This window comes from Herbaspirillum huttiense (assembly GCF_047300815.1).
GTDB classification, from domain to species: Bacteria; Pseudomonadota; Gammaproteobacteria; order Burkholderiales; family Burkholderiaceae_D; genus Herbaspirillum; species Herbaspirillum huttiense_A.
Window position 1 is genome coordinate 1,990,917 of sequence record NZ_CP178608.1, and the last position, 15,759, is coordinate 2,006,675.

Sequence of the window (15,759 nt, forward strand, 5' to 3'; positions counted from 1 at the left end):
TTGTCGGTAACAGCGTGTAAATGCGGCTAAAAGCGCGCACAAAAAAGGCTTGCGCATGCGCAAGCCTTGTCAAGGGAGCAAATGGTCCGGATCAGGCGGCCAGCAATCCTTCCACCGCCAGGGCGATAGACAGCAGGCGCTTGTCCTCGCCGCCAGCCGCGGCCAGCGACAGTCCGACCGGCGCGCTGCCCGCTGCGTGGCAGGGCAGCGATACCGCGCAGCCATCGAGGAAGTTGATCAGCGTGGGGTTGCGCAGGATCTTGCCGTTGGCGGCGTAATACGCGTCATCGCTGGCTTGCAGTTCGGCAATGCGGGGCGCGACGATGGGTACGGTCGGCATCACCAGCGCATCGTAGCCGGCCAGTTGCGCCTGCACTTCGGCGATCCAGCGTGGGCGGGCGTGCAGCACGTCGAGCAGGTCGGCGGCGCTCATGTCCTTGCCGCGCAGGATGCGCGAGACCACGCGCTGGTCGTAGCCGGCGGCGTTCTCGGCAATCAAGGCGCGATGCCAGGCGTAGGCTTCGGCAGCGGTGAAGCCGCCCTTGGCGTTGATGGCGGCCAGGGCGTTGAAGGCCGGTACTTCCGCTTCCACGATGACGGCACCGGCGGCGGCGAGTTTGTCCAGCGCGGCGCGATAGGCCTTGCCGACGGTCTCGTCCATGGCGTCCAGCACCACATTGGTCGGGGCCAGCAGGCGCAGGCCGCGCAACGGATGGGCGACTACGGACACATAGGTTTCACCGGCCAGTACAGCGTCCATGATGGCGCAGCACTCTACCGAGACAGCCAGCGGGCCAATCGAGTCCAGGTAAGCGGACAGTGGCAGTACACCTTGCATGGACACCCGCGAGGCCGTGGGCTTGAATCCGGTCAGGCCGTTCAGTGCCGAGGGGATGCGCACGGAACCGCCGGTATCGGACCCGACCGCCGCAAAGGCCATGCCATCGGTGACCGAGATGGCCGCCCCGGAAGAAGAACCACCGGGAATGCGGCCGCCCTCGACGTTGCGCTCCCAGGTGTTCTGCGGCGTGCCGTAATGCGGATTGATGCCCAGGCCCGAATAGGCGAACTCGGTCATGTTGGTCTTGCCGATGACGATGGCACCGGCCTTCATCAGGTTCTGTACCACGGCCGCATGTGCGGTGGCAGCGGGCTTGCCGCGCAGCACGACCGAGCCGGCCAGGGTGGTTTCACCGGCCACGTCAAACAGATCCTTGACCGAGACCGGTACACCTTCCAGCGGCGAGCGGCACAGTTTGGCCGCGCGCAGGGTATCGGAAGCACGGGCGGCGGCGCGCGCCTGGTCGGCGTAGACGCTGGTGAAGACGCGCGCGCCTTCGCCCGCCGGATCGGCGATGCCGGCCAGGGCTTGTTCGGTCAGTTGCAGGGAAGTGATGCGGCCGGCATCGAGGTCGGCGGCCAGTTGGGAGAGTGTGCTCGGCATGATGAGGAAGTCGGTGTGGTCGGAGGACAAATTCGCAGATGCGCAAGTATCGCATTGCCTGGCGCATCCAACAAAGGCGCATGGGCGGCCCCTTGGGCCGCCCCGTGGCATCAGGCCACCTCGGCCAGCGACTCGGCCACGTAATGGTGGCGCAGGGCGCGTTGGCGGCGCGGGTCGAACAGTTCCATCGTGAAGGACGCCGCAGCACGGATGCCGCCGATGGCCCCCACGGTGCCGCAGGTCATGCCGCAGCCCTCGGGCAGGGTGGCGCCGCCTTGCGTGAAGCGCGCGATCAGGTCGCCGGGCGTGCGCAGCGAGGCCAGCGTGCCTTCTTGGTAAAGCTTGGTGGCGCCGTCTTCCTCGATCCAGGAGCGCATCACCAGTTCATCCCAGTACTCGGCCACGTCCGACAACTTCCACGCGCTGCTGCCCACGGGCTTCACGCAGGCCTGTTTGGAGAAGGCCACGCTGTGCGCTTCCAGCTTGCGGTCGGTGTGGTCGGAGGCAATCGAGACATACAGCTCGCCACCGCTGTTGAAGACGAAGGTCTCCACTTCACCGGAAGAGGCCTCGCCCAGCACCTGCACCTGCGCGGCCTGCGAGAGCTGGTTGGCCGAGACGCGATAGAACAGCGGCACTGCGCTGGGACGCGAGATGCCCAGGGCTTCCAGTTCTTCGATGTGATGTTCGATGGCCGCCATGTCGCGGCCGGCCCAGCCGGCGATGACCAGGGTGTCGATGTCGGCCTGGAGGGGGGATTGATCGGGGAGGGTAAAGGTCAGCTTCATGAGTTTCTGTTCCTACAGGGTGATTCAGGAGAGGCTGGCCGGGGAGGCGGCCAGCCAAGGGGGAGATCAGTGCATCATCAGTGCTTCTTGACGAACACCACCACCAGGAAGCTGGCGAGGAATTCGAGCGCGGCCACGAAATACAGGCCGGAGGAGAGCGACCCGGTGCTGGTCTTCAATGCCCCGATCATGTAAGGGGCCACGAAGCCGGCCAGGTTGCCGATGGAGTTGATCAGGGCGATGCCGCCGGCGGCTGCCGTGCCGGCCAGGAAAGCGCCGGGAATCGACCAGAACACCGGGAAGGCCGCCAGGATGCCGATGGCCGCCAGCGTCAGCGAACACAGGGCCAGCGTCGCATTGCCCAGCGTCATGCCGGTGGCGATCAAGCCGATGCAGGCGATGAGCGTGGCGATGGCGCTGTGCAGGCGGCGCTCGCCGGTCTTGTCGGAGTGGAAGCCGTTCCAGATCATCGCCAGCGTGCCGGCCACGAAGGGGATGGCCGAGATCAGGCCGATCTGCAGGTTACCCTTGACGCCGATTTCCTTGATGATGGACGGTGCCCAGAAGGCGATGGTGGCATTGCCGCTGACCACGCAGAAATACACGGCGGCGCAGATCCAGACGCGGTAGTTGGCACAGGCATCCTTGAAGGAGAAGTGCTTGCCCGGTGCGCTGTTTTCGGCGGCCAGCACTTGCGTGACGGCGGTTTTTTCAGCATCGCTCAGCCATTTGGCATTGGCCGGTTTTTCCGGCAGCCAGGCCAGCACGGCGAAGCCTGCCAGGATGGACGGAATGCCTTCGATGATGAAGAGCCATTGCCAGTTGGCCAGATGGCCCACGCCTTCCATGCTGCTCATGATGAGCCCGGCAATCGGGCCGCCGACTGCACCGGCGATGGCAAAGGAGGTCATGAAGAGGCCATTGACGCGGGCACGGCGCTTGGCCGGGAACCAGTAAGTGAGATACAGCACCACGCCGGGGAAGAAGCCCGCTTCAAAGATGCCCAGCAGGAAGCGCAGGATGTAGAAGCTGGTCGGCGTGGTGACGTAGGCCATGGCCATCGAGGCCAGGCCCCACAGGATGGTGATGCGTGCCAGCGTCTTGCGGGCGCCGATCTTTTCCAGCAGCAGGTTGCTCGGCACTTCGAAGAGGAAATAGCCGATGAAGAAGATGCCCGCACCCAGGCCATACACCGCCTCCGAGAACTGCAGGTCCTGCAGCATCTGCAGCTTGGCGAAGCCGACGTTGACGCGATCGATCCAGGCCAGCACGAACAGGAAGACCAGGAAGGGAATCAGGCGCCAGGCGATCTTGCCATAGGTCCCCTCGAGGCTGGCACTGCTGCTGGCCGGGGGCGCCGCGGTGGCCGCAGCGGATGGGGAATACGACATGGAAAACCTCCTCAAGTGTGGCCGGCGTCCGCGTGACGGCGCCGTGTTGTGTTCTGCATGGTTGGGATGGGAGCGGCTGCAAGTACTGCAGGGCCGGGATCTTCCGGAGCCAGCCCGAAGGCGCCGGTCTGAATTCAGTATGGGGATGCAGGGCGGGCGCTGTCCAACAAGAAAATCTGAACGGCCTTGATTGAAAAATCTTATGAGCAAAAGCAGGGCGCTGTTTGCTTCAGGATGGTGCCGCCCTGGCGTGTCCGCTCATCGGCGCGCAAGGCAGCGTGCAGGCGGGAGGGCGGGCGATCTCAGCCGAGCGGGGCGGGCAGCCGCGCGATCTCCTGGCCCCAATTGAGTGCGAAGTCGGACGCCGTTTCCTGCGCGATGCGGGCCACGGTTTCGGTCAGCGGATTCTCATGATCGGCGCGGAAGCAGGCGATCAGGGCCAGTGCCGGGAACTCGGTATCCACGCGCAGCAGGTGCAGGCTCTCTTCGTTGAGTTCGCGCTGGATGATGGCCGGCGGCACGGCCGTGATGCCGAAGCCATCGGTGGCCAGCCGGATCATGGTGGCCACCGAGGCGATGCAGTTGATGTGCAAGGTGCGCTCACCGCGTTCGCTGCCCGAGAACAGCCGCTCGATCACCGCATGCGGCCCCGAATTGCGGGCGAAGCTGATGATGGGGAAGGCCGCCAGGTCGGCCAGCGAGAGCGTCTCGCTGCCGATGTCGAGCTTGGGGCTGCCGACCCAGCGCATGGGAAATTCGCACAGCGCGATGTTGCTGACCTGCGGGCCGATCACCGGTTCGGCCTGCAGCACCAGGTCCAGGTTGCTCTTGCTGAACTGCTCGTGCAGGTGGATGGTGGTGTCGCTGACGATCTCGATCTGCAGGCGCGGAAAGGCTTTATGCAGGCGTCCGAGGAAATCCGGAAACCAGCTGTGCACGATGGATTCGATCACGCCGATGCGGATGACGCCGGCAAACACTTCGCGATCGGACATGTCGTCCTTCATCTCGCGCATGAGCTTGACCATGCGCTCGGCATACACCAGCGCCTTGCTGCCGTCGGCAGTCAGCGCCACTTCGCGCGCGCTGCGGTCGAACAGGCGCACGCCGAAATCCTGTTCGAGCGAGGCGATGCGGCTGGAAACGGCAGCCTGCGTGGTATGCAGCCGCTCGGCCGTGAGCCGGAAATTGCGCAAACGGGCCAGCCAGACGAAGGTTTCAAGGAAGCGGATATTCATGAGCGGGCAGGGCGGAGTGAAGGGGCGTATTTTATCGTCTTCAGATCCCGGTTCAGTCCGTCATTTTTGGTGCGCTGCGCAATGAATCTTCGTTCATCTGGCGCACATCCGGTGCATTTCATGCGCGCTATCGCGTGCTTCTGGTGCGTTATAAGGATATTCGATTTTTGAAAGTATTTTTTCTTTACTCGCCGTGAAAATGAAAATATATTTACATTTTTTCGGCGGGAATGACATAAATGATATGTCCTGCACGATGATAAAAACGTCCGCATCAGCGGGCGCAACAGCACAAGAACATGGCAAGAACAGTGGTGGCAGGGCTCTTGGCAAACGGAATAAATGATTTAAACGATTTATTTCTTTTGCGTTTCGTTTGCCGAGGGCAGTGAATTCAATGACGACGGGGTAGCGGGCGGTGACACAACAGCCGAAGAACATCAGTTTGCAGGGAGCCGGTGCGGTAGCGCAGGCCGTGGGCAAGCTGTATCCGCAATTGTCCAAGTCGCACCGCAAGACGGCGGACTATGTGCTGGGCAATCCCTTCCGCGCCGCCACCATGACCATCGATGAACTCTCGGAAGCCGCCGGCATCTCGGTGGCCACCGCCAACCGCTTCGCCCATGCGCTGGGCTTCGACGGCTATGCCTCCTTCCGCGCCGCGCTGGTCTCGGATTTTGCGACCACCCTGGCCCCCGTGGAAAAACTGCGCGAGCAGGTGCAGCGCACCGCCACCAGCGCCGAGATCATGGCGGCCGCCTTTGACAGCGACATCGCCAACATCGAGGCCACGCGCCGCATGCTCACGCCGGAACACTGCGAGCAGGCGGTCGACATGATCCTCTCGGCGCAGCGCATCTTCATCACCGGCTTCGGTGCCTCGGCCTATCTCTCCGGCCTGATGGCCCATACGCTGGAACCCTATGTGCGCACCGTCAGTTCGGTGGCCATGGCGGGCGGCCCCTCGCAGGCGGCGCGCCAGTTTTTCAAGCTCGACAGCGATGACCTGGTGATTGCGATGGTTTTCCCGCGCTATGCGGCCGACACCGTCTGGCTCACCCAGCGCGCGGTGGAGAAGGGCGCACGCGTGATCGCACTCACCGACACGCCCGGATCGCCGCTGGTGCCGCTGGCCGACGTCGCCTTGTATGCCCAGACCGATGGCCGCCTCGCGCCCACTTCCGATGCGGCCGCACTGATCCTGATCCAGGCCCTGTGCGATGCCGTGGCGCATCGCGCACGCCGCTCGGTGCAGGCCGCCACGCAAATGGCTGAATTCGTGCTGCCCTGGCTGTACCTGGCCCAGCAGCAACAGCGCGCCGGCACCACGCCGGTCGGCAAGCCCGTGCGGGCGGCCGCCAAGCGCGCCCCAACCAAAGGAAAGACCAACGCATGACCACTCCGGTAATTGCCATCCACGGCGGCGCAGGCACCATCACGCGCGCTTCGCTTTCGGCCGAGGACGAGGCCCGCTATCACCAGGCCCTGTCCGACATCGTCGCCGCCGGCCAGGCCGTGCTCAACGCCGGCGGCTCGGCGCTGGAAGCCGTCACCGAAGCCGTGCGCCTGCTGGAAGACTGCCCGCTCTTCAATGCCGGCCATGGTGCCGTCTACACCAGCGAAGGCAAGCATGAGCTGGACGCCTGTGTCATGAATGGCGCTGACCTCGCCTCCGGCGCGGTGGCCTGTGTGACCAATCTGCGCAACCCCATCCTGGCCGCACGCACGGTGATGGAAAAGAGCGAACACGTGCTGCTGGTCGGCCCTGCGGCCGAAGCCTTTGCGGCGCGCCATGGTGCGGTCACGGTCGAACCCGCTTACTTCCATACCGATGCCCGCCATGAACAATGGCAGCGCGTGCGCGGCCAGTCGCGCGCGATGCTGGACCACGATGCCTCCTCCTTCGCCTTCGCAGAAAAAGCCGCCGAGCCCAAGGAACCCATCGATCCGGACAACAAGTTCGGTACCGTCGGTGCCGTCGCCCTGGACCAGTTCGGCAACCTCGCTGCGGCCACCTCGACCGGCGGCATCACCAACAAGCAGCCTGGCCGCGTAGGCGATTCGCCCATCATCGGGGCCGGCTGCTATGCCAACAACGCCACCGTGGCCGTGTCGGCCACCGGCACCGGCGAAGCCTTCATGCGCACCGCCGCCTGTTACGACATCGGCGCACGCATGGCCTATGCCGGCCAGTCGCTGGAAGAAGCCAGCCGCGCCGTGGTCTTCGAGACCCTGCCCAAGGTGGGCGGACGCGGTGGCGTCATCGCCATCGACCGCCACGGCAACCTGGCCTTGCCCTTCAATACCGAAGGCATGTATCGCGCCTGGGGCTGTGGCGAACTGGCCCCGGTCACCGCCATTTACGCAGCACCGGCCTGAAGCGGCCGAGCAGGAGAGAATCAAGATGCAACAGTCCCAACGCGTGCTGGATGTCCGTCAGCTCAATGTCCGCTTTGCCACCTCCGAACGGACGGTCGATGCGGTGCGCGACCTGTCCTTCCACGTCAACCAGGGCGAGACCCTGGCCATCGTCGGTGAATCGGGCTCGGGCAAGTCGGTGTCGTCGCTGGCCATCATGCGCCTGATCGAACACGGCGGCGGCAAGATCGCCAGCGGCAGCATGCAGTTCCTGCGCCGCAGCGGCCAGTCGCTGGACCTGGCGCAGGCTGACAACGCCACCATGCGCAGCATCCGGGGCGCGGAGATCGCCATGATCTTCCAGGAACCGATGACCTCGCTCAATCCGGTCTTCACCGTCGGCGAGCAGATTGCCGAATCGATCCGCCTGCACCAGGGCATGAGCCGCGCCGCCGCCCAGGCCGAAGCGCTGCGCATGCTGGAGATGGTGCGCATTCCTGAAGCGAAGCGCGTGCTGGGCCGCCATCCGCACCAGCTCTCCGGCGGCATGCGCCAGCGCGTGATGATCGCCATGGCCTTGTCCTGCAAGCCCTCGCTGCTCATTGCCGACGAACCGACCACGGCCCTGGATGTGACCATCCAGGCCCAGATCCTGCAACTGATCCGTTCGCTGCAGCAGGAGATGCAGATGGGCGTGATCTTCATCACCCACGACATGGGCGTGGTGGCCGAAGTGGCCGACCGCGTGGTGGTGATGTGCCGTGGCGAGAAGGTCGAAGAGAACGAAGTCAAGACGCTGTTTGCCGCACCGGCCCACCCCTACACGCAATCCCTGCTGGCGGCAGTGCCGCGCCTGGGTTCCATGCGCGGCACTGACAAGCCGCTGCGCTTTGGCATTGCGCCGCAGGCCGAGGTGCGTCCCGACCTGATCGCCAGCGAACTGCAGGCGCAGGCGGAAATCGCCGCGCAGCGCCAACCCATCCTCAAGGTGCGCGACCTGACGACACGCTTCGACGTCAAGAGCGGCATCTTCGGCCGCGTCAAGCAGCGCGTGCATGCGGTCGAGAAGGTGAGCTTCGATCTCTATTCCGGCGAGACCCTGGCCATCGTCGGCGAATCCGGTTGCGGCAAGTCCACTACCGGGCGCTCGCTGCTGCGCCTGGTCGACATCGCCGGCGGCAAGGTCGAGTTCGGCGGCCGCGACCTGGCGCAATTGCCGCGTTCGGAATTGCGCGAGCTGCGCCGCGACATCCAGTTCATCTTCCAAGATCCCTTCGCTTCGCTGGACCCGCGCATGACCGTCGGCTACTCCATCATGGAGCCGATGCTGGTGCACGGCCTGAAGGAGGGCGCGCAGGAACGCGTGGATGCGCTGCTGACCCGCGTGGGCTTGACGCCCGAGCACGGCCAGCGCTATCCGCATGAGTTTTCCGGTGGCCAGCGCCAGCGCATCTGCATCGCCCGCGCGCTGGCGTTGAACCCCAAGATCGTCATTGCCGATGAATCGGTGTCGGCCCTGGACGTGTCGATCCAGGCCCAGATCGTCAACCTGATGCTGGACCTGCAGGCCGAGCTGGGCATCTCCTTCATCTTCATCTCGCACGACATGGCGGTGGTGGAGCGCATCAGCCATCGGGTGGCGGTGATGTACCTGGGCCAGATCGTGGAGATCGGACCGCGCCGCGCCATCTTCGAAAATCCCCAGCACCCGTACACGCGCAAGCTGATGGCGGCCGTGCCGGTGGCCGATCCGACCCTGCGCCAGCCGGGCAAGAAACTGATGACCGATGAAATTCCCAGCCCGATCCGGCTGGTGGGCGATGAGCCCAAAGTGGAGCCGCTGCGGGAAGTGGCTCCGGGGCACTTCGTGGCCCAGCACCGTATTGCCGGCGCGTTTTGAGCGCGGGCGTGATGTTCCCGAGTCGTATCTGTAATTTGGTAAATGCAGTCAGCGCAGTAATCTCAATCAAGCTGTAACCACTCAAGCGTCACTGATCAGGAGAGACCAATGTCCGCATCCGCAAAAAACAAAGCAATGAGCGCCGCCAAATGGCTGGCCCTGGGTACCCTGGGCGCCGCCCTGCAGTTCGGCGCGGCCAATGCCTTCGCCGCCAAGACTGCTACCGTGGCCGTAGCGTCGACCTTCACCACGATGGACCCGTATGACGCCAACGATACGCTGTCGCTGTCGGTGATGAAGTCCTTCTACCAGGGCCTCTATGGCTTCGACAAGGACATGAAGCTCATCCCGGTGCTGGCCGAAGGCTACCTGGTGAGCAAGGATGGCCTGGAATACACCATTCGCTTGAAGCAAGGCGTGAAGTTCCATGACGGTACCGTCTTCAAGGCCGACGCCGTCAAGGCCGTCTTCGACCGCGTGACCAACCCGGACAACAAGTTGAAGCGCTACAACCTCTTCAACCGCATCGCCAAGACCGAAGTGCTCAACGACTACACCGTCAAGGTCGTGTTGAAGGAGCCGTTCTCGGCCTTCATCAACGTGCTGGCGCACCCGTCGGCCGCGATGATCTCCCCGGCTGCGCTGAAGCAGTACGGCAACAAGGACATCGCCTTCCACCCGGTCGGTACCGGTCCCTTCAAGTTCGTGGAATGGAAGCAGACCGACTACGTGAAGGTAGCCAAGTTCGACGGTTACTGGAAGCAGGGCTACCCCAAGGTCGACGAGATCCTGTGGAAGCCGGTGGTGGACAACAACTCGCGCTCGGCCATGCTGCAGACCGGCGAAGCCCAGTTCACCTATCCGCTGCCCTACGAACAGGCTGACCTGCTCAAGGGCAAGGGCAACCTGGACGTGATCGCCGGTCCCTCCATCATCCAGCGCTACATGTCGATGAACGTAAAGCAGAAGCCGTTCGACAACCCGAAGGTGCGCGAAGCGATCAACTACGCCATCAACAAGGATGCCCTGGCCAAGGTGGCCTTCAATGGCTACGCCACCCCGATGGATGGCGTGCTGCCGCAAGGCGTGGATTACGCCTTCAAGTCCGGTCCGTGGCCCTATGACGTGAAGAAGGCCAAGGCCCTGCTGGCTGAAGCCGGCTACCCGAACGGCTTTGAGACCGAACTGTGGTCGGCCTACACGCATACCACCGCCATGAAGGTGATCCAGTTCCTGCAGCAGCAACTGGCGCAAGTGGGTATCAAGACCAAGATCCAGGCCCTGGAAGCCGGTCAGCGCGTGGAACGTGTGGAAAGCTGGCAGGATCCGGCCACCGCCCCGATCCGCCTGTTCTACGTCGGCTGGTCGTCCTCCACCGGTGAAGCCGACTGGGGCCTGCGTCCGCTGCTGGCATCGGAATCCTTCCCGCCGCGTCTGTTCAACACCGCTTACTACAAGAGCGACAAGGTCGATGCGGACATCGCCAAGGCCCTGACCGTCTCCGACCGCAAGGAAAAGGAAGCGCTGTACAAGGACGCCCAGCAGGAAGTCTGGAAGGATGCACCGTGGGCCTTCCTGGTCACCGAAAAACTGCTGTATGCCCGTGCCAAGAACCTCAAGGGCATCTACATCATGCCGGACCAGGCTTACGAATTTGAGAACATCGAGTTCACCAAGTAAGCAGGCGCCGTGTGGTCGGCCCTTGCGGGCCGATGCAAAAATGCAGTGCTGTGAGGCCGCGTCATGCAGTTTTGCAGCACTGGGCAGGTTCTCTGCATCGTCGTAACGAGCAGAAAAGAGCAGCAATGAAGCGGGGAGGGTGGCTGGCCATCCTCCCCCACAGATTCACGATGCGTTGCCATGCAAGCCGGCAGCGCAGGGAGCGACTCCACCGCAGGGTGTGGACACACCAGCGACGGGCAGCCTTATTCAGAGAGTCCCATGTTTTCCTATGTCATCAAACGCCTGTTAGGCCTCATTCCCACGCTGTTGCTGGTGGCGGTGCTGGTTTTCCTGTTCGTGCACTTGTTACCGGGCGACCCGGCACGCCTGGCCGCCGGCCCCGAAGCCGATGAAAAGACGGTCGCCCTGGTGCGCGCCGACCTCGGCCTGGACAAGCCGCTGCCGGAGCAGTTCGTCAACTTCTTCATCAATGCCGCCCACGGCGACTTCGGCCGTTCCATCCGCAGCAAGCGCCCGGTCTCCGAAGAGATCGCCGCGCGCTTCTGGCCCACACTGTGGCTGACCATCGTGGCCATGATCTGGGCCGTGCTGTTCGGTCTTGTCATCGGCATCTCCTCGGCGGTGTGGCGCAACAAGTGGCCGGATCGTCTGGGCATGACGCTGGCCGTCTCCGGCATTTCCTTCCCGGCGTTCTCGCTGGGCATCCTGCTCATGCAGGTCTTCTCGGTCGAGCTGGGCTGGCTGCCCACCGTCGGTGACGAGACCTGGCGCCACTACATCCTGCCTTCGCTGACGCTGGGCGCGGCGGTGGCTGCGGTGATGGCGCGCTTTACCCGTTCATCCTTCATCGAGATTTTGCAAGAGGACTTCGTGCGCACCGCCCGTGCCAAGGGCCTGACCGAGACCGTGGTGGTCATCAAGCACTGCCTGCGCAATGCGCTGATCCCGGTGGTGACGATGATGGGCCTGCAGTTTGGTTTCCTTCTGGGCGGCTCTATCCTGGTCGAGGTGGTGTTCAACTGGCCGGGCATGGGACGCCTCTTGGTCGATGCCGTCGAGATGCGTGACTACCCCATCATCCAGGCTGAGATCCTGCTGTTCTCGCTGGAATTCATTTTCATCAACCTGGTGGTGGACGTGCTTTATGCCGTGATCAACCCCAGCATCCGTTTCAAGTGAGGGGAATCATGTCGCTCTCCAATTCGCCTCTGGCCACTACCTCCGAAACCGGCGCGCCGCTGCCGCCGCCCGATCCGGCCGCCGTCGCCGCCTCCGGCCAGAAGATCCGCACCCCCTGGCGCGAATTCTGGCGCAAGTTCAAGAAGCAGCGCCTGGCCGTCTATGCGGGCGTGTTCATCCTGCTGCTGATCCTGATTGCCATCCTGGCGCCATGGATCGTGCCGTTCGACGCCGAGAATTTCTTCGACTACGACGCCCTCAATTCGCCGCCGACCTGGACCCACTGGTTCGGGGTCGATTCGCTGGGCCGCGACATCTTCAGCCGTATCCTGATGGGCGCGCGCATCTCGCTGGCCTCGGGCTTCTTCTCGGTGGCCATCGGCGCCGTGATCGGCACCGTCTTCGGCCTGCTGGCCGGCTACTATGAAGGCTGGTGGGACCGCATCGTCATGCGCATCTGCGATGTGCTCTTCGCTTTCCCTGGCATTTTGCTGGCCATCGGCATCGTCGCCATCCTGGGTGGCGGCATGATCAACGTCATCATCTCGGTGTCGGTCTTCAGTATCCCGGCCTTTGCGCGCCTGGTGCGCGGCAATACGCTGCAGCTGAAAAACCTCACCTACATCGAGGCCACCCGCAGCATCGGTGCGTCCGACACCACCATCATGTGGAAGCACATTTTCCCTGGCACCATCTCGGCCATCGTGGTGTATTTCACCATGCGTATCGGCACCTCCATCATCACGGCGGCCGGCCTGTCCTTCCTCGGCCTGGGCGCGCAGTCGCCCACACCCGAGTGGGGCCTGATGCTGAACGAAGCCCGCGCCGACATGGTCACCTCGCCGCACGTGGCGCTGGTGCCCAGCATCGCGATCTTCCTGACCGTGCTGGCCTTCAACCTGCTGGGCGACGGCTTGCGCGACGCGCTCGATCCCAAGATCGACCAGCGCTGATGATGACCCTGCAGGTGCCGCTGGAGGTGCCACATATTGGCCGCTTGCCCGCCGGTGCGCGCAACAGCATCACCGATGTGGAGGGCGTGCGTGTCGGTCACTGCACCCTCGATGCCGGCGCAGTGCAGACCGGGGTGACCGTGATTGCACCGCATGGCGGCAATCTCTTCACCCACAAGCTGCCGGCGGCGGCGGCCGTCATCAATGGCTTTGGCAAGAGTGCGGGGCTGGTGCAGCTGGAGGAACTGGGTTTGCTGGAAACGCCCATCGCGCTCTCCAACACCTTTGCCGTGGGGACGCTGCTCAATGCGCAAATCGCTCACACGGTGCGCGGCAATCCGGAATGCGGGCGCAGCCTGCCCACGGTCAATGGGCTGGTGCTGGAATGCAATGACGGCTATCTCAACGACTTGCAGGCCATGGCCGTGCAGCCCGAGCATTTTGAGGCAGCGATGGCGGCCTTGTCGGTTGAAGTGGCGCAAGGTGCGGTCGGGGCAGGGCGGGGCATGTCCAGCTTTGGCCTGAAGGGCGGTATCGGTACCGCTTCGCGCGTGGCCACCTTGGAGTCATCGGGACAGTCCTATACCGTCGGAGCGCTGGTGCTCTCCAACTTCGGGCGGCTGCCCGAACTGATCCTGGCGGGCGATCCGCTGGGCGCGCGATTGGCTGCCAGCGAAACACCCGATACCGCGCCCGAGAAGGGCTCCATCATCATGATCCTGGCCACCGATGCGCCGCTGGATGCGCGGCAGCTGAAGCGCCTGGCCACGCGCGCCGGGGCCGGACTGGCGCGCACCGGGTCCGCCTACGGCCATGGCAGCGGCGATATTGCGCTGGCCTTCTCCACGGCCCAGGCCATCGAGGCTGATGCCGATTGCCTGCACCTGGCGCTGCTGGCCGATCATCTGCTGGACCCGCTGTTCCATGCGGCCGCTGATTGCGTCGAACAAGCCATCGTGCATGCGCTCTTTGCGGCCGAGACCGTGCGCGGGCGTGATGGCCATGTCCGTGTGAGCCTGCGCGAGCGCCTGGCTTCCTGAATTGCTTCCCCTGAAAGACCGCCTCATGAACAAGCGTGCCAACATCCTGGTTTCCGTCGACATCGAAGGCGTGGCCGGGGTTTTCCACACCGAGCAGACCCGCGCCGGCAATGGCGAATATGAACGCGCCCGGCGCTGGATGACCGAGGAGGCCAATGCCGTCATCCGTGGCGCATTGGCGGCCGGTGCCACGGCCATCAAGGTCAACGATTCGCACGGCGGCTTCCGCAACCTGCTGCCGGACCTGCTGCACCCCGAGGCGCGCATGGTGCTGGGCAAGCCGCGCGTGCTGGGCATGATGGGCGGCGTGGACCACGATATCGATGCGGTCATGCTGGTGGGCTACCACTCGCGTGCGCAAGGACGCGGCATCCTGGCGCACACCACCAACAGCTTTGCCTTCGCCCGCGTGTGGCTGGGCGGGCAGGAACTGGGCGAGGCCGGGCTGTATGGCGCACTGGCGGCCGAACATGGCGTGCCGGTGATCTTCGGCAGCGGCGATGATGCCTTCATCGAAGAGAATGCACCGCTGTTCCCGCATGCGGTCTTTGCTGAAACCAAGAAGGCCTATGGGGCCAACAGCGGCGATTCGCTCACGCCACGGCAGTCCTGCGTGCTGCTCGAAGAACGCGCCCGCCAGGCGGTCACCGCGCTGGTGGCCAACCCGGAGGCCATGCCGGTACTGCCCCTGCGCGGCCCGCTGCGTTGCCGCCTGCAGGCGCAGACGGTGGCGCTGGCCGACCTCTTCAGCCAGTTGCCGATTCTTGAGCGTACCGACAATGTCACCGTCGAATTCGATGCGCCCACGGCGGAATATGCGGTGCGGGTGCTCAACAGTTTGTCGGCGATGTCGGCGATGCTGCGTTAAGAGAACTCTCTTTCAGGATGCCTTGCTCTCAATGAGCTTGACCAGCGCATGCACGGTCAGGTTCACCGGCGTTGCGATGCCATGCGCCTGTCCCCGCCACACGATGTAGCCGTTGAGGTGATCGATTTCGCTGGGCTTGCCGCGCGCCACGTCCTGGGCGGTGGAAGAGAATTGCGTGGGCATGGTCTCGATGATCTTGCGGATCGCCACATCCACATCCCCGGCCAGGGTCACGCCCTCGGCGGCGGCCACGGCCTTGCATTCGCTGACCAGGTAGCCCATCACTTCCGGCACGCCCACGCCTTCGACCAGCTTGCCGTAGGGTAGCTGGGTGATGGCGGACAGCGCATTGTAGGCGCAGTTGATGATGAGTTTCAGCCACAGCGCGCCGCGCACGTTCTCGGAAATCTCGGTTGGCACGCCGGCTGCGATCAGGGCCTCTGCGGCCTGCTGGCTGCGCGCGGCCGGTTCGATCACCAGCTCGCCACGGCCGTGGTGCTTGACGTGGCCGGGTCCGGCCATCTCGGTGGCCACGTAGACTACCGCCGCCGAGACCGGTTGCGGGATCACCGTGCGCAGGCGCTCGGCATTGTCGGTGCCGTTCTGCAGCGTCAGCACCAGGGTATCGGGGGCGAGGTGCGGCCGCAGTTGCGCGCCAGCCGTTTCGGTATCGGGGGATTTGACGCAGAAGAGCACCAGGTCGGCACCCGCCACGATGGCCGGATCGGTGCTGGCCTTGACGGGGATGGTCTCATCGAAGGTTTTGGCTTCCAGCCGCAGGCCCTTGGTATTGAATGCCTCCACGTGCTGCGGCCGGCCCACCAGTACTACTTCGTGTCCCGCCCGCGCCAGCATCCCGGCGAAATAACATCCCACGGCACCTGCGCCCATCACGGCAACTTTCATGTGTGTCTCCC

General features: G+C 64.2%; 14 protein-coding genes. 8 read left to right on the forward strand and 6 right to left on the reverse strand.

Annotated elements, in window-relative coordinates; translation table 11 throughout:
* Nucleotides 1-91 precede the first annotated feature (91 nt).
* From ACLRDN_RS09100 to ACLRDN_RS09120, 5 genes are all read right to left on the reverse strand, one after another.
* On the reverse strand, nt 92-1,444 hold the full coding sequence (locus tag ACLRDN_RS09100; RefSeq protein ID WP_413460374.1) for an amidase: 1,353 nt from the start codon (nt 1,442-1,444) through the stop codon (nt 92-94).
* Nucleotides 1,445-1,554: 110 nt separating this feature from the next.
* Entirely contained in the window at nt 1,555-2,232 is a 678-nt protein-coding gene (locus ACLRDN_RS09105; RefSeq protein ID WP_413459859.1) for a DUF2848 domain-containing protein, read from the reverse strand.
* 77 nt (nt 2,233-2,309) lie between these two features.
* A complete protein-coding gene (locus ACLRDN_RS09110; RefSeq protein WP_413459860.1) occupies nt 2,310-3,623 on the reverse strand; it encodes an MFS transporter in 1,314 nt (437 codons plus the stop codon).
* A 302-nt stretch (nt 3,624-3,925) separates the two neighbouring features.
* Nucleotides 3,926-4,861 (reverse strand): LysR family transcriptional regulator, encoded by a 936-nt coding sequence (locus ACLRDN_RS09115; RefSeq protein ID WP_154132420.1) that lies wholly within the window; start codon nt 4,859-4,861, stop codon nt 3,926-3,928.
* A 93-nt stretch (nt 4,862-4,954) separates the two neighbouring features.
* A complete protein-coding gene (locus ACLRDN_RS09120) occupies nt 4,955-5,302 on the reverse strand; it encodes a hypothetical protein (protein WP_413459861.1) in 348 nt (115 codons plus the stop codon).
* Here ACLRDN_RS09120 and ACLRDN_RS09125 point away from each other — a divergent pair.
* From ACLRDN_RS09125 to ACLRDN_RS09160, 8 genes are all read left to right on the forward strand, one after another.
* The gene (locus ACLRDN_RS09125) at nt 5,280-6,257 is read left to right on the forward strand and encodes a MurR/RpiR family transcriptional regulator (protein WP_034332904.1); all 978 of its coding nucleotides are present in this window, start codon (nt 5,280-5,282) and stop codon (nt 6,255-6,257) included. The two genes, ACLRDN_RS09120 and ACLRDN_RS09125, sit on opposite strands and share 23 nt — an antisense overlap.
* Nucleotides 6,254-7,240 carry an isoaspartyl peptidase/L-asparaginase family protein gene (locus ACLRDN_RS09130; protein ID WP_413459862.1) on the forward strand — a complete coding sequence of 329 codons (987 nt, stop codon included), beginning with the start codon at nt 6,254-6,256 and terminating at the stop codon, nt 7,238-7,240. Before ACLRDN_RS09125 ends, ACLRDN_RS09130 begins: the two co-directional genes overlap by 4 nt.
* 25 nt (nt 7,241-7,265) lie before the next feature.
* Nucleotides 7,266-9,119, forward strand: a complete 1,854-nt coding sequence (locus ACLRDN_RS09135; protein ID WP_209533266.1) for a dipeptide ABC transporter ATP-binding protein — start codon at nt 7,266-7,268, stop codon at nt 9,117-9,119.
* Nucleotides 9,120-9,227: 108 nt separating this feature from the next.
* Nucleotides 9,228-10,799: a glutathione ABC transporter substrate-binding protein GsiB gene (gsiB, locus tag ACLRDN_RS09140; protein ID WP_413459863.1), complete on the forward strand. Its 1,572-nt coding sequence runs from the start codon at nt 9,228-9,230 to the stop codon at nt 10,797-10,799.
* Nucleotides 10,800-11,060: 261 nt separating this feature from the next.
* Entirely contained in the window at nt 11,061-11,981 is a 921-nt protein-coding gene (gene gsiC, locus ACLRDN_RS09145) for a glutathione ABC transporter permease GsiC (RefSeq protein ID WP_134222038.1), read from the forward strand.
* An 8-nt stretch (nt 11,982-11,989) separates the two neighbouring features.
* Complete coding sequence (gsiD, locus tag ACLRDN_RS09150; RefSeq protein WP_034337513.1) at nt 11,990-12,934, forward strand: glutathione ABC transporter permease GsiD; 945 nt, start codon at nt 11,990-11,992, stop codon at nt 12,932-12,934.
* Between the two features lie 2 nt (nt 12,935-12,936).
* A complete protein-coding gene (locus ACLRDN_RS09155; protein ID WP_413460375.1) occupies nt 12,937-13,974 on the forward strand; it encodes a P1 family peptidase in 1,038 nt (345 codons plus the stop codon).
* 25 nt (nt 13,975-13,999) lie between these two features.
* Nucleotides 14,000-14,842 carry a M55 family metallopeptidase gene (locus ACLRDN_RS09160; RefSeq protein ID WP_413459864.1) on the forward strand — a complete coding sequence of 281 codons (843 nt, stop codon included), beginning with the start codon at nt 14,000-14,002 and terminating at the stop codon, nt 14,840-14,842.
* 12 nt (nt 14,843-14,854) lie between these two features.
* On the opposite strand, the gene ACLRDN_RS09165 is transcribed toward ACLRDN_RS09160, so the two are convergent.
* Nucleotides 14,855-15,748, reverse strand: a complete 894-nt coding sequence (locus tag ACLRDN_RS09165) for a ketopantoate reductase family protein (RefSeq protein ID WP_413459865.1) — start codon at nt 15,746-15,748, stop codon at nt 14,855-14,857.
* Nucleotides 15,749-15,759: the final 11 nt, after the last annotated feature.

What these genes read in the sequence shown, in the direction of transcription:
- ACLRDN_RS09100 (WP_413460374.1), bottom strand. Translation starts at nt 1,444, where the DNA reads ATGCCGAGCACACTCTCCCAACTGGCCGCCGACCTCGATGCCGGCCGC.
- ACLRDN_RS09105 (WP_413459859.1), bottom strand. Translation starts at nt 2,232, where the DNA reads ATGAAGCTGACCTTTACCCTCCCCGATCAATCCCCCCTCCAGGCCGAC.
- ACLRDN_RS09110 (WP_413459860.1), bottom strand. Translation starts at nt 3,623, where the DNA reads ATGTCGTATTCCCCATCCGCTGCGGCCACCGCGGCGCCCCCGGCCAGC.
- ACLRDN_RS09115 (WP_154132420.1), bottom strand. Translation starts at nt 4,861, where the DNA reads ATGAATATCCGCTTCCTTGAAACCTTCGTCTGGCTGGCCCGTTTGCGC.
- ACLRDN_RS09120 (WP_413459861.1), bottom strand. Translation starts at nt 5,302, where the DNA reads ATGTTCTTCGGCTGTTGTGTCACCGCCCGCTACCCCGTCGTCATTGAA.
- ACLRDN_RS09130 (WP_413459862.1), top strand. Translation starts at nt 6,254, where the DNA reads ATGACCACTCCGGTAATTGCCATCCACGGCGGCGCAGGCACCATCACG.
- ACLRDN_RS09135 (WP_209533266.1), top strand. Translation starts at nt 7,266, where the DNA reads ATGCAACAGTCCCAACGCGTGCTGGATGTCCGTCAGCTCAATGTCCGC.
- gsiB (WP_413459863.1), top strand. Translation starts at nt 9,228, where the DNA reads ATGTCCGCATCCGCAAAAAACAAAGCAATGAGCGCCGCCAAATGGCTG.
- gsiC (WP_134222038.1), top strand. Translation starts at nt 11,061, where the DNA reads ATGTTTTCCTATGTCATCAAACGCCTGTTAGGCCTCATTCCCACGCTG.
- gsiD (WP_034337513.1), top strand. Translation starts at nt 11,990, where the DNA reads ATGTCGCTCTCCAATTCGCCTCTGGCCACTACCTCCGAAACCGGCGCG.
- ACLRDN_RS09155 (WP_413460375.1), top strand. Translation starts at nt 12,937, where the DNA reads ATGACCCTGCAGGTGCCGCTGGAGGTGCCACATATTGGCCGCTTGCCC.
- ACLRDN_RS09160 (WP_413459864.1), top strand. Translation starts at nt 14,000, where the DNA reads ATGAACAAGCGTGCCAACATCCTGGTTTCCGTCGACATCGAAGGCGTG.
- ACLRDN_RS09165 (WP_413459865.1), bottom strand. Translation starts at nt 15,748, where the DNA reads ATGAAAGTTGCCGTGATGGGCGCAGGTGCCGTGGGATGTTATTTCGCC.